At 50.0% G+C, this 14,163-nt stretch carries 12 protein-coding genes and 3 pseudogenes; 8 read left to right on the top strand and 7 right to left on the bottom strand.

Annotation, left to right across the window (positions count from 1 at the left end):
* Positions 1-62: 62 nt before the first annotated feature.
* A pseudogene (gene galB, locus ACIOMO_RS02945) lies at positions 63-329 on the top strand (4-oxalmesaconate hydratase); the annotation flags it as partial.
* Here galB and ACIOMO_RS02940 read toward each other — a convergent pair.
* A pseudogene (locus tag ACIOMO_RS02940) lies at positions 330-500 on the bottom strand (LysR family transcriptional regulator); the annotation flags it as partial.
* A gap of 99 nt (positions 501-599) precedes the next feature.
* On the opposite strand from ACIOMO_RS02940, the pseudogene ACIOMO_RS02935 reads away from it, so the two are divergent.
* A pseudogene (locus ACIOMO_RS02935) lies at positions 600-848 on the top strand (mandelate racemase); the annotation flags it as partial.
* A gap of 241 nt (positions 849-1,089) precedes the next feature.
* On the opposite strand, the gene ACIOMO_RS02930 reads toward ACIOMO_RS02935, so the two are convergent.
* Together ACIOMO_RS02930 and ACIOMO_RS02925 are read right to left on the bottom strand one after the other, a co-directional pair.
* Positions 1,090-1,962 carry an NAD(P)-binding domain-containing protein gene (locus ACIOMO_RS02930; protein WP_401237958.1) on the bottom strand — a complete coding sequence of 291 codons (873 nt, stop codon included), beginning with the start codon at positions 1,960-1,962 and terminating at the stop codon, positions 1,090-1,092.
* A 17-nt stretch (positions 1,963-1,979) separates the two neighbouring features.
* A complete protein-coding gene (locus ACIOMO_RS02925; protein WP_401237957.1) occupies positions 1,980-2,606 on the bottom strand; it encodes an RraA family protein in 627 nt (208 codons plus the stop codon).
* A 100-nt stretch (positions 2,607-2,706) separates the two neighbouring features.
* On the opposite strand from ACIOMO_RS02925, the gene ACIOMO_RS02920 reads away from it, so the two are divergent.
* Positions 2,707-3,606: a LysR family transcriptional regulator gene (locus tag ACIOMO_RS02920; RefSeq protein ID WP_401237955.1), complete on the top strand. Its 900-nt coding sequence runs from the start codon at positions 2,707-2,709 to the stop codon at positions 3,604-3,606.
* 102 nt (positions 3,607-3,708) lie between these two features.
* Here ACIOMO_RS02920 and ACIOMO_RS02915 read toward each other — a convergent pair whose 3' ends face one another.
* Positions 3,709-5,058: an MFS transporter gene (locus tag ACIOMO_RS02915; protein ID WP_401237954.1), complete on the bottom strand. Its 1,350-nt coding sequence runs from the start codon at positions 5,056-5,058 to the stop codon at positions 3,709-3,711.
* 329 nt (positions 5,059-5,387) lie between these two features.
* On the opposite strand from ACIOMO_RS02915, the gene crcB reads away from it, so the two are divergent.
* Positions 5,388-5,771 carry a fluoride efflux transporter CrcB gene (crcB, locus tag ACIOMO_RS02910; protein WP_401237952.1) on the top strand — a complete coding sequence of 128 codons (384 nt, stop codon included), beginning with the start codon at positions 5,388-5,390 and terminating at the stop codon, positions 5,769-5,771.
* An 11-nt stretch (positions 5,772-5,782) separates the two neighbouring features.
* Here the strand turns inward: crcB and ACIOMO_RS02905 are convergent, their stop codons facing one another.
* Entirely contained in the window at positions 5,783-7,276 is a 1,494-nt protein-coding gene (locus ACIOMO_RS02905) for a PLP-dependent aminotransferase family protein (RefSeq protein ID WP_401237950.1), read from the bottom strand.
* A gap of 113 nt (positions 7,277-7,389) precedes the next feature.
* Between ACIOMO_RS02905 and ACIOMO_RS02900 the strand changes: the two genes are divergently transcribed.
* From ACIOMO_RS02900 to ACIOMO_RS02890, 3 genes are all read left to right on the top strand, one after another.
* On the top strand, positions 7,390-7,605 hold the full coding sequence (locus ACIOMO_RS02900) for a rubredoxin (RefSeq protein ID WP_401237949.1): 216 nt from the start codon (positions 7,390-7,392) through the stop codon (positions 7,603-7,605).
* A 62-nt stretch (positions 7,606-7,667) separates the two neighbouring features.
* Positions 7,668-8,306 (top strand): FMN-binding negative transcriptional regulator, encoded by a 639-nt coding sequence (locus ACIOMO_RS02895; protein WP_401237947.1) that lies wholly within the window; start codon positions 7,668-7,670, stop codon positions 8,304-8,306.
* 39 nt (positions 8,307-8,345) lie between these two features.
* Entirely contained in the window at positions 8,346-9,587 is a 1,242-nt protein-coding gene (locus ACIOMO_RS02890) for an NAD(P)/FAD-dependent oxidoreductase (protein WP_401237946.1), read from the top strand.
* 2,117 nt (positions 9,588-11,704) lie between these two features.
* Here ACIOMO_RS02890 and ACIOMO_RS02885 read toward each other — a convergent pair.
* Together ACIOMO_RS02885 and ACIOMO_RS02880 are read right to left on the bottom strand one after the other, a co-directional pair.
* A complete protein-coding gene (locus tag ACIOMO_RS02885; RefSeq protein WP_401237944.1) occupies positions 11,705-12,100 on the bottom strand; it encodes a DUF6957 family protein in 396 nt (131 codons plus the stop codon).
* A gap of 21 nt (positions 12,101-12,121) precedes the next feature.
* Positions 12,122-12,571, bottom strand: coding sequence for a hypothetical protein (locus ACIOMO_RS02880; RefSeq protein WP_401237943.1), 450 nt, complete (start codon positions 12,569-12,571; stop codon positions 12,122-12,124).
* Positions 12,572-12,758: 187 nt separating this feature from the next.
* Here ACIOMO_RS02880 and ACIOMO_RS02875 point away from each other — a divergent pair, with 187 nt between their 5' ends.
* Positions 12,759-13,238, top strand: a complete 480-nt coding sequence (locus tag ACIOMO_RS02875; protein ID WP_401237941.1) for an XRE family transcriptional regulator — start codon at positions 12,759-12,761, stop codon at positions 13,236-13,238.
* Positions 13,239-14,163 lie beyond the last annotated feature (925 nt).

The raw sequence follows: 14,163 nt of genomic DNA, 5'->3' as shown, positions 1-14,163 counted from the left end.
TTCATCACTCACCTCAAATGCGAATGTGGGCTCTATCAAACAGCCGCAAAAAGAGCCCTCCCATGATCAATACAACAAAAACTGCACTGGTCGTCAGCGCCCACTCTGCCGATTTCGTCTGGCGCGCAGGTGGTGCCATCGCCCTGCACGCCCAACAAGGTCACGCCGTTCACATCGTGTGCCTTTCCTACGGAGAAAGAGGTGAGTCGGCCAAGCTCTGGCGCAAAGGCGAGATGTCCGAAGACAAGGTCAAAACCGAGCGTCGCAGCGAGGCTGAAGCCGCAGCGGAGATTCTTGGCGCGAGCGTGGAGTTCTTCGACATCGGTGATTAAGGTCGCTCCTTGGGGAGTGCGTACGAACAATTCGACGCCCATCCAGTTCTCCAAAGAACGGACTCTACGACTGAAGGCGGGCTGAGTTACGTGGCGCGCTTCAGCCGCCCGAACAAAGCTTCCGTATTCCGCGAGCGCTGAAAAATCCTCTAGCCAAACGAGTTCCAAGGGCAATGCCTCCTGTGCATAGGGCGCGGCATTAATAGCATTGGGCGGGTGTCATCGCAACGCATAACGTGGGGTCACAAACAACAAGAGGAACCCGTCATGCGTATCGTAGACATCCGTGAAAAAACCGTTTCTATTGCCTCCCCGATTGCCAATGCCTACATCGATTTTTCGAAAATGACCTGCTCGGTCGTCGCTGTTATCACGGATGTGATTCGCGATGGCAAACCTGTCATCGGCTACGGTTTCAACTCCAACGGTCGTTATGGCCAAGGCGCTTTGATGCGTGATCGCTTCCTGGCGCGTATTCGGAAGATGACTTCCCCGGTCGCTTACGACAAAACAAACCAAGAAGCCAAGGCCTTGAAAATCTCTGCAAGCACCTGCGCGTATAGCAACACATGGTGTGGTAGATCACATCAATCCACCTGTTCAAGAGCTTCCACATTTATGCATCGCTATACTATCGGCGATTCAATATGCCCGAGAAGATGTGGCCTGCCCATCGGGCTAAGCCACTGTTAGAATTAAGGTGTTTCGCCTCCTGCACTTGAGTCGATTTCCCGACACTCACCTTCAGAAAACGAAACTATTTCCTGCTGATCTCATTCGCCTTAAATAGCCAATCAAACGCCTGATCCAATGTTGGTGTGCTTGTATCGAGGGCATTCGCATTGATTTGCTCGGCAGTGCGCTGAAATAGATCCCTAACACCTGGCAATACAGACACTGGCATATTGGCAGCCCGTAACTGCCGCTCTGCTTCTTCAACCTCTTTCAGGCGACGTGGCGCATGTACTACGTGCGTGCGGATCAAAGCCCCGAGAAAGTCGCGCAGGCTTGCCTGATCGATGTCGCTCAACGCGTCATGGAGCTTGTCTGTTACTCCCTGCTTTTCTGCAGCCATAAAGCATTCAATCGTCAGCGCTTCCAGCCCTTTGGTAAAGACGCTACGCAGGATTTTCAGCGCAGCCGCGTCGCCCGCAACGCCATCCTCTACTGGCTTGAGGGGAGCACCTATAGAAGAGTAGAGGCTCATAGCACGATCAATCCCCTCCCCTGCGCCAAGCAAGTTGGTTTTCTCGTGAGTAAGAGCGATGGCTCCCAGAATAGCGACATCTACATACTGGATATTAAGCTTCTCAGCCAATGTTGCAGCCGTCCTAATCTGGCCCGGATCCGCTGTTGTCATATCGACGTAAAGGGCACTCTCCTGCATGGCAGAAAGCGCTTGCTCAGCAACTACCAGCGAAACTGTTCCGAACACACAGGACACCACAGCATCGCAGTCAGGAACAACGTCTGAAATTGATGTGCAGATACTTAGCCCCAATTCGGCAGCGAATGCCTCCGCCCTGGAGGATGGTTTCAAATCACATAAGACGATTTCATGCCCAGCAGACGACCACGGCCGCGCGTACGTAAGCCCAACTTCACCAGCACCAATAATTCCAATTTTCATTTTTTTTGTTTTCCTGTTCAGTGGGCCGCATAGGCGCCTTTGTAGGTTCCCGCCGCGATCTGCTTCATGAGCTCTGCTTCTTTTTGCTCGGTCTCGTGGCATTTTTGCAGCAAGCTCTCTGCTTGCGACGCAGGGAAAGCAACGACACCATCATGATCTGCAACGACGAAGTCGCCCGGCGAAACGATCATGCCGCCGATGCAGACGGGAACGTTAATTTCACCTGGCCCGTTTTTGTAAGGGCCACGATGGATACCTGCACGGGCAAACACTGGGAACACACCTTTGCCAATAGTCGCCAGGTCACGGATGGCCCCATCCACGACCACTCCGACCGCTCCTTTTTTTTCTGCTATAGCAGCCATGATGTCTCCCATCAAAGCACGACTAACATCACCACCTCCATCGACAACCAAAACTTGACCAGGACTCAAAAGCTCTAGAGCTTGATGGATCGCACGATTGTCGCCGCAAGGCACTTTCACGGTAAGAGCGATCCCAGCCATAGTGCCTTCAATGCAATGAAATGGCTGAAGTGAAGCGCCAGGGAGACGATCGAGGCAATCGCTGATAATCGATGTCGAGGTGCGGGTATAAGCCGCCAGCAGCGAACTGAGCTCTGGAGTTGGGACAATAGCGTTCATGTGTGTTCCTCAGGGTGGCAAGTCTTTCTGAGGATAAAGGTGCTGTTAAATAGAAAAAGCGATATTATTCTATGTTCATACATGCCTATTAGGAATGTCAGTGATTACTTTACGACAACTCCTTGCGATTCATTGGATCGAGCGTCTTGGGACATTCGAGCGTGCAGCCGATCACCTTCATACAACGCAGTCAGCGATGTCCAAGCGCGTTCAGGAGCTTGAGCAGTCAACCGGCCTACGCCTTTTTGACCGATCTCAACGTGGTGCAAGGCTTACAGCAGCTGGTGAAGAGTTGCTGGTTATTGCTCGGGAAATGCTGAGTCTTGCCGACCGAATTACTTCGTTGAAGGACGGGACTCACTTGTCCACGCGACGTCTCAGGCTCGGAATCACAGAGCTTACCGCACTGACATGGCTGCCTAAGCTGATAGCAAGGTTGGTAGCAGACTTTCCAGGGCTGACAGTGGAGCCCGATGTAGATATGAGCCGCAACCTTCATGAAAAGCTCATGGATGATCTGGTGGATATCATCATCATTCCCGACACGTTTACCGCGCCTGAGGTGACCTCAGTTCCGCTTGTCAACGTTGAAAACGCTTGGATGGCTGCGCCTGGCCTTATAGGCCATTCAGGTGTTATCGGACTTGCCGAACTGGCCAAATACCCTGTGCTGGTTCAAGGGAAAAGATCGGGGTCTGGATTGTTTGTGAACAAGTGGCTAGGGGCACTTGGCATCGAACTACCCAAAACGCTGTCCTCAGACAGTCTAACGGCAATGCTCGGACTGGCTGCAGCCGGGATGGGAGTTACCTATTTGCCATTAGAGTGCTTTCGCCCTCTAGTTAATGAAGGGAAGTTGACGGTTATACGGACAGATCCCGGATTGCCACCTGTTCCTTACATGGCAATGTATCGAAATGATCGACCCTCTGCATTCGTACAGGAAGTGGCCGCTCGCGCGGTCGAACTCTGCGACTTCTCGCGCCAACTGCAAAGCTAAAAAGGAGCCGGAGAGGTTCCGAGCTCCTTATTTCGCTTATTAAATTACTGACGATAAATATGAATCACGGTGTAGCAACCTTCCTATAAATGTCTGAGAGGATTATCCGGCATTGTTCTCGGGCTCAATTATGTCTGCAGGCTCGGTAATCGAAAGCACAAACAAAAGGGCCGAAAGCGAACATACTCCAAGGAAAATGAATACAGCAGTCCAGCTATAGCTGTCCAGAAGCATGCCGGTAATGAGAGGAGCCATGGCACCACCCGCTTGTCCGGCGCTATTAACCAAAGAGGCGGCAACAGGATAGGTGGCTCGAGTGGTCAGGCCCATCGAGTACACGGAAAACGATGAATAGCCGATATTTAATAAGAATCCAGTTCCAAACAGAAGCAGGCTGACAGAGAGAAGATCATTCGGTGCATACACCAAAGCAATCATCATCAAGCAGGTTGCAACAGCACTGATCATCATCGTCGGTTTTCTGCGACGGTCTAAAATCGTGTCTGATAGCCAGCCGCCGGCGATGTTGCCTAGAACGCCCCCGGCGAAGGGTAACGATGCAACGAAGCCGATTTGCATCAACTCGAAATGCTTCACCTCTCCCAAATATTTCGGCAACCAGGCGAGGAGTACGTTGACTACACCGGTCATCAACAAATAGCCCAGACCGCATCCCCAAATATTCCACGATTTGAACACAGAACGTGACGTTGCCAAAGGGGATATCTGTTTGTAGCGTAGCGCCCTGTCGAATGCACCGAAGCTCCTGTGAGTGCGTGCAGATCCGGTGACATCTTTCGTCTGATCCTCGATATGAGACGCCTCCGCATCGTTGACCCGACGGCTTGAGCGCGGTTCATTAGGTACTAGCCACCACCACAGTAGCGCCATCAGCACTCCAGGTATGGCAAAGGCAAAAAACATTGTGCGCCAGCCATCGAGCATGATGAGTGCCGCACCGATTGGAGGGGCAATTACCGCTCCCATCTTTGCTGCGGAAAGAAAAGCGCCCGTAGCCAAACCCTTCTCTCGCGGCGGAAACCAGCGATTGATCGTACTTAGCATCGACAACGGCAGCGCTGCTTCTGCGACACCAAGTGCTGACCGGTATATCTTCAGCAATCCGAAGTTATGCGCGGTTCCGATGAGTAATGTCACAGCAGACGTCAAACCAATTGATATAGGCGCGACCAAACGAACGCCAACGCGGCTGAGCAAAAAACCCGCTGGGATTTGCCCCAACGAATAAAATAGGAAAAACGCGCTGACGAGCAAGCCGGCTTGAGCGTTCGTTGCACCAAACTCTTTTTGGATGTAAGGCAATGCGATACCAATATTGGCACGATCGGCAGCGGCTAGCATGTAAACAACGACGATAACGGACAGAACCACCCATCGATATTTTGACCTTGCCATCTTTACCGTGGTGTCAGTGGTGGCGAATGCAGTCATATGCCCCTCTTTTCTTATGCTTATTGGAGTGGACATGATCGGTATTCTGCAAGTATAGAAAAAGCGATAAATAAGAAACCAAACCCATTCCTTTTCAGAATCATTACCCTGTCACTGCAGCACGCCAATGCTGGGTGGCGTCCTCACGAAGAGAGTGCAGCCTGGCAACAACCTGATGATGCCTACGTGAACCCTGGACAGGGCGCGTAGGTGTGCCTCCCTGTCCTCCAATTTAGGACAGGCTATGATTTTACTCCGCTGTTTCCCTCCCACTTTTCATGCATCCCTCTTCCTGTCAAACCACACAGGTCTGATGAGGAGAGCTTGCTGTGTTTAAGTCATTAATCGTCATTGCCATTGGAGCCTCACTGGGAGCTTGGTTGCGCTGGCTTTTGGGCATGAAGCTGAACACTCTGTTCCCGACGATTCCTCCAGGTACTGTGGTCGCGAATATGGTTGGGGGTTACATCATTGGCCTGGCAATAGCCTTCTTGGCTGCTTCACCTACCCTCAGCCCTGAATGGCGTCTCTTGATCATCCCGGGTTTCTGTGGCGGCCTTACCACCTTCTCCACATTTTCAGCCGAAACGGTCGCCTTGATTCAGGAAGGCAGACTGCTATGGGCGCTCGGCTCAATTTCGTTGCACGTCTTCCCCCCTCGCTACAATGCCTTCACGATGTACACATCCATTAGATCTGTTTTTACCGTTTAGGTAGGAATCTTCTACGATCGGTTGAAGTCGCGGGAGATCAAGCTCGATAAAATTGTGATGGCAGTAATGATCTGATCATTCTCGAAGTCCCCCAACCCTAAAATCAAGCCTGGCAGGCTCTGGCCTTGGCGATACAGGGGCGACAAGGGACGAACAGAAACCCCGGATGTCAGAGCATCACGCGAAATCTGGAGGTCGTCTGCAGCCTTATGAAGCCAGAGAACTACGTGCATTCCTTGGTCGCTTGGCTGAAGCCAAGCCAACTCGGTTGGCATATGCTGCTCTATAAGTTTTACAAGCTGAAGTCGTCGTTCCGCGTACACACCTCTAATGCGCCGAATATGCCTGTCCAGATGTCCTTCGTTTATGAATGCGGCTAACACATGTTGATCCGCGCTCGGCGGATGTCGATCCATCAAAATGCGAGCGCCGCAAAACGCATTTTCCATGCCGCTTGGGACAATGGCATAGCCCATTCGTAGAGAGGGAAATAGTATTTTGCTAAATGTCCCAAGATAGATGACTCGATCAGGGTCTAAGCCCTGTAAAGCCGGAAATGGATGTCCTGCGTAACGAAGTTCGCTGTCGTAATCGTCCTCCACAATCCAAGCGCCTTGTTCACGAGCCCATTCGAGTAGTGCATTTCGACGGCTCATGCTCAAAGGCATTCCGAGCGGATATTGATGAGAGGGAGTTACGAAAGCAACTCTCGCATTTGGCGCTAATCCCACGCCAGCGGACACATCGAGACCTTCAGTGTCGATTGGCACATTAACCGTTCGAACGCCTGTGACTGAATAATCCAGGATCGCCGTGAGTCCACGGTACGCTGGAACCTCTACCCAGGCGCTGTCACCTTCCTGTAGCAAAATTTGGCAGCAGAGATACAAAGCCTGTTGAATACCACTGGTAATAACCACCTGGTCAGCGGTGCACCGAACGGAGCGTGAACGCCGCACATAATCCGCAATAGCTTCTCTGAGCACTAAAGCACCTTGCGGCTCGTCATAACCCGAAGGTGCTCCTGGGCCGCGAGCTCTCACTTTATTTCCTAATCTGCGCCAAATGTCGTCCGGAGCGGTCTGATTAACCGGAACAGAAATTGCGAAGGGGACATTTGGAAGTGGCATAAACTCACTAGCTACCCGCTCGTAGCGTTTAAGTGAGGCAGGCATCACCTTGGAGCCCGCAAGTGGGGTGGCTGATAATCTAGTCCCTTCTCCATGAAGCACTGCCAAAGCTCCCGATACACGTGTCCCTGACTTGGACATCGCCTCCAATATCCCTTCCGCAACTAACTGCTCAAAGGCTTCGCTAACGATACCTCTGGCCACTTGTAAGGACTTTGCAAGAGTGCGTGATGAAGGCAAAGGGTCGCCCGGCTTCAGATCACCTTTCCTAACGGACTCGCGCAAGGCTTCCGCCAGCTGGCGGCTAAGGCTGCCCCGTGATCGATCCAAGGCGCCGATAGCTGGAATATCTACTGCAACAGGACGTCTCGCCACAATTCTGGCTCACAAAAAATTATTGAAACTGGCCCTAAACAGAAAGCCAGATAACACAGACAATATCTCCATTCGCTGATTTTGTCAGGCGAACGCTTCAAGGAGACCGGAAGATGAGCACACGAACCGAACGAGACACCAACATTGCGTTGAATGATACTGAATTTAGGAGCTGGATATGTCTTGTGTGTGGTTTTAATTATCACGAAGCGCAAGGCTTACCAGAGGAAGGAATTCCCCCAGGCACTCGATGGGAGGATATTCCCGAAAGTTGGTGTTGCCCCGAATGCGGAATAGGAAAGTCAGACTTCGTAATGGTTGAACTCTAAGGTAAATCAATCAATAACTTTTAAAAAATCTCATTTACTGACACGACCTAAAGGACAACATCATGTACGTACCTCCGCACTTCAGTGAGCCAAATAAAGAAAAGCTATACGAGCTTATCCAGCGTTTCCCATTAGGAATCTTTTTCACAAACGGTAAAAATGGCTTGGACGCCAACCATCTTCCATTCGAACTGGAACGTTCGAAAAATAAGCCGGATATTCTTCATTGTCATGTAGCTAGAAACAACCCCGTATGGCAAGACATTGCTGACGGGGAAGAAGTCATGGTCGTATTTCGAGCCGCTGATGCGTACATTTCCCCTCAGTGGTATCCCAGCAAACATGAGTTTCACAAGCAAGTTCCGAGCTGGAACTATATGGTTGCCCACGCTTATGGGCGCGTAACTATTCGAGATGATGAGCGCTATGTTCGTGGGATCGTTGCGCGTCTCACGCGAAAACATGAGGAGTCTTTCGCGACCCCCTGGAAAATGACTGATTCACCGAAAGACTTTATCGATATGATGCTCAAAAATATCGTCGGCATTGAGATTGAAATCACGAAACTGATAGGTAAATCCAAGCTCAGCCAAAACAAGGAAAAACGCGATATTACCGGTGCAGGCCAAGCTTTAAATCAGCAAGGTAATTTGGTGCTCGGCGATGCAATGTTGGCTTGTGCTGCTGAAAAACAAGAATGATAAACAACGATACTCCTCGTAAAATTCTAGGAAGTGAACGTGACACAGCTGTCAATGGTAATCATCGGTGCAGGCCATAGTGGCTCCAAAGCCGCCGCAGCACTACGTAAAAATGGATGGACTGGCCCAATAACTTTGATAGGCGCTGAGAGCCATCTTCCATATAATCGACCTCCATTATCGAAAGTAGTTCTATTGGGAAAAAAAACAGCCAAGTCTTGTACGTTTTTTCAACGAAACTGGTACAAAGACCAGGATATCGATGTCGTTCTCGGAAATCCGGCTGAGGTTATCGATCGTACGCAAAAGATGGTTATTTTGGCTGATGGGACGACATTGAATTATCACCGTCTACTGTTCGCTACCGGTGCTGAACCCAATGTACCAGCCATATCTGGTATTGAATTGGAGAATGTTTGGCCTCTGCGTACGCCTGAACACGCGGACGCTATAGCCGGCGCGCTTAAACCGAAGACCCGTCTCGCCATCATCGGAGCCGGTGCTATTGGTTTAGAGGTTGCTGCAGCAGCTGTGGAGCGCGGTTGCAATGTTCACATTATTGAAGCTACATCACAAGTAATGGGCCGTTCGGTGCCGGCAACGTTTGCCAGTATAATTATGAATATGCATCTTTCACGACGTGTAATATTTCATCTCAATACTCGGGTTATTTCGCTAACTGGTGATTCGAGTGTGCAAAGCGTTTTGTTTGAATCAGGCGAGCGGCTTGATTGTGATGTTGTGGTATACGGCATCGGGGTTAGACCCTGCACCCACCTCGCAGAGTCATCAGGTTTATCAGTGAAGAACGGTATACAAACCAACGCTCGTTTGACTACCTCAGACGAGTCTATATTCGCTTGCGGGGATGTTTGCGCGTTTGAGAGTGCAAGATACGGTCGAGTAATTCGTTTAGAAAATTGGAAAAACGCAGAGGCGCAGGCTGAAATAGCGGCTCGTAGCATGCTTGGAGAGGACATATCATATGATCCTGTTCCTTGGTTTTGGAGTAATCAGTATGACTGGACGATACAGGTTACTGGCCTAGTTGAACAAAGCGGGATTATTGAAACGCTAAATACAGCTGATGCTTGTTATTTCATTAATTTGGACTGTGGAGGTCGCCTGCTTGCTGGGGGAGCGATAGGTTCAGTACGAAATGTGGGTTCGGTCATTCGAAAAATTAGCCAGCAAATTCAAGATGGTTTTTGTCTTGAGAATTTGACTTCAGGAAGTGTTCGTGCAGCTATTACAGCACTGGTGGATTGTAGCTCTGGATGAGTGTTAAAAGTTTACATACAGTGCTTATATGGATTTTAAATATATTGATCGAAGCGAATCTCATAACCTTAGGCAATGCACGTACTGTCTCGCCTTGTTGCAGCTCCAATATAATTCTTTGGTTCTAACTGAAGTTTAAGAGATCTACCACCCTACTAGAATATTTTCTAATAAATGTAAAGACAGCATACGACAACAATGGATCTTTCGTCGATCAAGTTACACCATAAACTCACCTCATATTTTATGAAATCAGCAGAAGCCATAAATTAAAATCAAAACGTCGAAAGCACTCAGCTACGGGAAGTTATTATGAGCTACAAGAGCTACTCAATTTGTATTGGCGCATCCGCTCTATTGGTTCTATCAGCACTACGCCTCCCCACTATCCAACCACCTAACAGGGAAGACTTTGCGAAGTATTCTACATTTCGACAAAAATGGTTCGCGACATGTGACTTACGCAGTGACCTAGCAAAGCTTAATGATGTAGGCTGCAAGAACTTACACGAATGGCAGGCTGCTAATAATTTACCTATTCTTGATAACTTGATGAATCAAAATCTGGGCAAATGACTAAAATTATATATTCACGGACTCAACCTCTTTTATGATTGGCTAGGTTATCACTCATGCGGCAGCAACTAATTACACTCGCTGCCCCCCATCTCGGCAAACGCGGGAAGGTAATATAGATGAAGAGTCTTGTGCTGTTGTGATTAACGTGAGTAGGCGAAAGCAACAGATCGAGTAGCGATGGCTTTTTACCTATATACCATTAGGCTCAGGTCAAACTGCAGATATTGTATCTGTGCGGGCGCGAGCGCATAATCACGCATTATCGCGAAGACGTTAAACGTTTAGAGAACACGCATCGTGCACACTCGCACACCCTCACTTCTACGTCTCGGAAATATACTGGCACTAGATTGTACTGGATGAGATTATGGCCCGCTGGGGATTTGCTGCGTTCAAGAAGACAGTATATTTATGTCTACGAGCGCCCGATCTAACTTAATGCGATTGCACTCGTAAAAAATCAGTTGCAAAAGCTCGAAATACCTTGGCCAACCATCAGCGATGGGCACTCAGAGATTGAAAAGGATGCCGAAGCTGGGTTCAACCTAGCTCTGCAGCAGCTTTGAAATTCAAAGACAAGGCACCCTATGATGTTGATCAGGACGCGGACGAGCAGTGATTCATGATATCTAGCGTATCGTCCGCTCAAGTCACTCAAGGGCAATTTAGCTTGTCGCATCCTAGTAAGCGGAGCGCGCAGGCCGCCCCGGCCGTAGACGTGAGGATGGAAGCCCGGCAGGGCCGAGACGCGGAGTGGCTCGGTTCACGACAGCCGTCCGCGAAAGCGGCACGCCACCCCAGTTGAATCAGTGGGATCCTACGGTTTTATTCGGTACTGCTACCGTCGTGGGTCAAACACAGCGTGCTAACCCACTGCTCTTCCATAAGCCTGCCAGGAGCCCCGCACTTTGGGCGACAGTCACCGGCGTGACGTCAGGATGCCGCGTTAGATGCGACTGCAAGGTATCGCAGAGAACCAAGAGAAGACCGCCTCAACCTGGATCACAGTAAATCTCATCGACTCTGGGATCCGAGAAAAGCTGCGGATAACGCGCTCTGAACTCTTCAATATTGATTTCGGGTAGAGCCTTTTCGTTTGGAGGAATATCGCTCATGTCGAACTCAGCAAGGTAGCTCTGGTTGCGGTTCTGCCGTTTTCAAATAACTGAGCAGACTCTCGCTCCCACCTTCCTGGCGAAATGTAACAAGCACGTACCTGCTGCCCGCCTCATCTGATAAGACCCAATAACCCCCTTCCTTCTGAGCCATCACCACAACACCGGTTTGGATAATCCGGCCGTCTTCGAACCTTCCGTGAGGGTCGTCCCCTTGATGTCCGAATACGACTCCAACACATGTCCGAGACTTGATGAACGCTTCAGTGAGGTATGCAGTAACCGGTTCAGCGAAGCCTTGGGAAATGGCTCCGGCTATGCACTGGAGATCAAAGTCAGAATGCTGTTTGCTGTGAAAATCTACATCGATGGAGCCGGGCATTAAGTGTCCTTACCAGATGGACTGACCACTGCTATACGCGATCAGAAAAAAGAGAAAATCGTTTTGAGACTCGCCGTTTGGCGTCGACCGGGGCCGACCAAAACGTACACCGTGTTCTTGGTCTCAGCGAGGATGCTACCGTCGAATGATATGCACATACTCGACCGCACCCAATCACCAGGTCGAAAGCGACCACGGCTATCTTCTATTACTCGATGGGCAAAGACCACCAATGGAAGATGCCCAGCCGCGTGAATCTTGGCCAGATCATCAGCGGATACGTCTGCCTGAAAAAGAGTCCACTGCTCGACCAAGCAATAAGCTTTCCTAGGAAAGTGCTCGGACACAAGTGCACGAGCCTCATCCAGGCTCAGCGATACACCTTCAGTAAAAGTATGGTCATCATTCAACAGCTCGTTACCATCCGCTCTAGTCATTCACGCCGCCCCTCTGACAAGTCAGTGCGCGCCTTGCCCAACATTGCGATCGTAAAGAGTGCGCACATTGGTCAGCGTTGTCACATCCAAGCTGGAACGATACGAGTCGTGGTAAATCGAGCCACCCTCAACCGTCACTACACAGACGGCGTCACCATCCGAATCGTGCCCCAGGGCCAAGCTCTCTACCTTCTCCATCCGCCAAGCGTCGCCACCATTCATGTTGGCTGGGGTGACAATCTGAATCTCTTTGACGAAGACCTCATCGTCTTGTGACTGGAGCACTTGCTGAAGCTTGGGCTCGTCATTGACCATTAGCTCAAACTCTTGCGCCCTGCCCTTCACGATCATTTTTACAGTGAGGTGGAACCAGTGCTTCCTGAGCATCCTGGAAACTGCATGCCAGTGTGCAAGGCCCTCCCCGAAAACTCCTGGGACGCCTGCCAAATCGTTGTCGTCTGTTCTGAACATCAGTGGTCTCGGTTGAACCCATCGCGAAGGCGATGCAGCAAGGGTTGGGAAAAATCGCCAGCTGCACCGCGGTGCAATATCGCAAGATGGATAACGCTAGTGTAGGCGGTGATTGGCGAATAATACACAATATTGACGTTTATTCGTACTGGTCAATTGTGGCTATATCCTGACTTTTGGGCAAGTCATGGAATTGAGAACCGCATTTGCAGGAGTGCTTCGTGCGCTCCGCGTAATACGACGTGCCAAGTACGCCGACGTCTCGGATGCCACCCACCGGCGAAAGGTAAGTGCTCTGGAGAATGCTGAAACGAGCATCACACTGGAGAAATTTGCAGAGCTGGCTGAGTCGCTTGGAATGAGTCCAGTGGCGATGCTTACCTTGTGCATTGCTCACAAAGATGGAAAGCAGCCTCTTGAAGTGATCCGTGGATCTGCAATAGAGGTTTCAAATTTCCATACCGCTGGAGGAATGGAAGCGCTCAGCGAGCAATTTGACAGGGATGGCTCCCTTGTAAAGCGAGGTCGGGGTAAGCCGTTGAATGCTGAGAATGAGAGAGCGGTGCTAGATCTCAAGGCGGTCGGCGCGACTCAGCAGCAGGCAGCGGCACAGTTGGGATTAGCATTGTCGTCTGTACGAGAGTACTGGAAGAAAAACAGAAAATGATTCAGCTTGCACTGGATCACAATCAAATGCGTCTACGCATAAATATGCCTAATTTCCTTTGCTTCGAGCGAGTTTTTTGTAAACGTTAGGTAAACCCAAACCAAGGCACTTATCTGAATCACGATCCTGTGCTCCCCATTCTATTTCCGAAGTCAGACCTGATTATGCGACTAGACGCCAGAGTCGAGAAAGGTGGGGCCCTGCCAACAGCATCGGCAAATCAAAAACCCGTCGACGGCCTCGCTTCACTGGTCGAATTCAATGGGTGCATGGCACCGCCACGCGTCAGATAGGTACACAGTGTCAACACTTCCAGACTACATTCCTGAGCGAGCTGTCCATTTTTCGCAAGGTGGATTACAGGGCTATTCCGATGCTACGAAATCAGCGCGCAGCGGATTTAATGCTCCAACGTCGGAGCAGTTCGCTGTACCTAAGCCGCGGCCTTGATTCAATGATGCCGGCGGCTTGCGCACGAAAACTCATATATGATTTAACGTCATACAAATTGAACGAAAACTTTTATTGTCGATGAGCAACAGATAAATTAGCCCTGGGTGGTGCAAAATCCATTAGCGTATTCAACCGAGCGGTTGATTCTTTGGAGCAGAAGATTGTTGGAAGTCCGTATGGGACTATACAGATGACCGAGTTGACTGGCGTTTAAATCGTAAAAACTTTTCATGAGGCGATTAGCTAAGAGGCTCAATTTGGCGGATGGGAATTTACGGATGACGCGTAGAGGGCCAAAACTATCGAAATCCCCCCTGGCGAGTCTTGGTGACGCCAAAACCGACGCCGTATGCCTATTCAAATCACATTGATCTGCTTGCCACAACCAGAAACCATGAGGATTCAATGTATTGATCAAGGATGGCTTAGATATATCATCACACCCTTCCTTGAATTGGAGAGCGTAAGTTAG

Source organism: Pseudomonas sp. NPDC087804, assembly GCF_044742965.1.
Lineage (GTDB): Bacteria > Pseudomonadota > Gammaproteobacteria > Pseudomonadales > Pseudomonadaceae > Aquipseudomonas > Aquipseudomonas rustica.
Note: the sequence above shows the minus strand (reverse complement) of the source record. Positions and strands in the feature narration are given on the sequence as shown.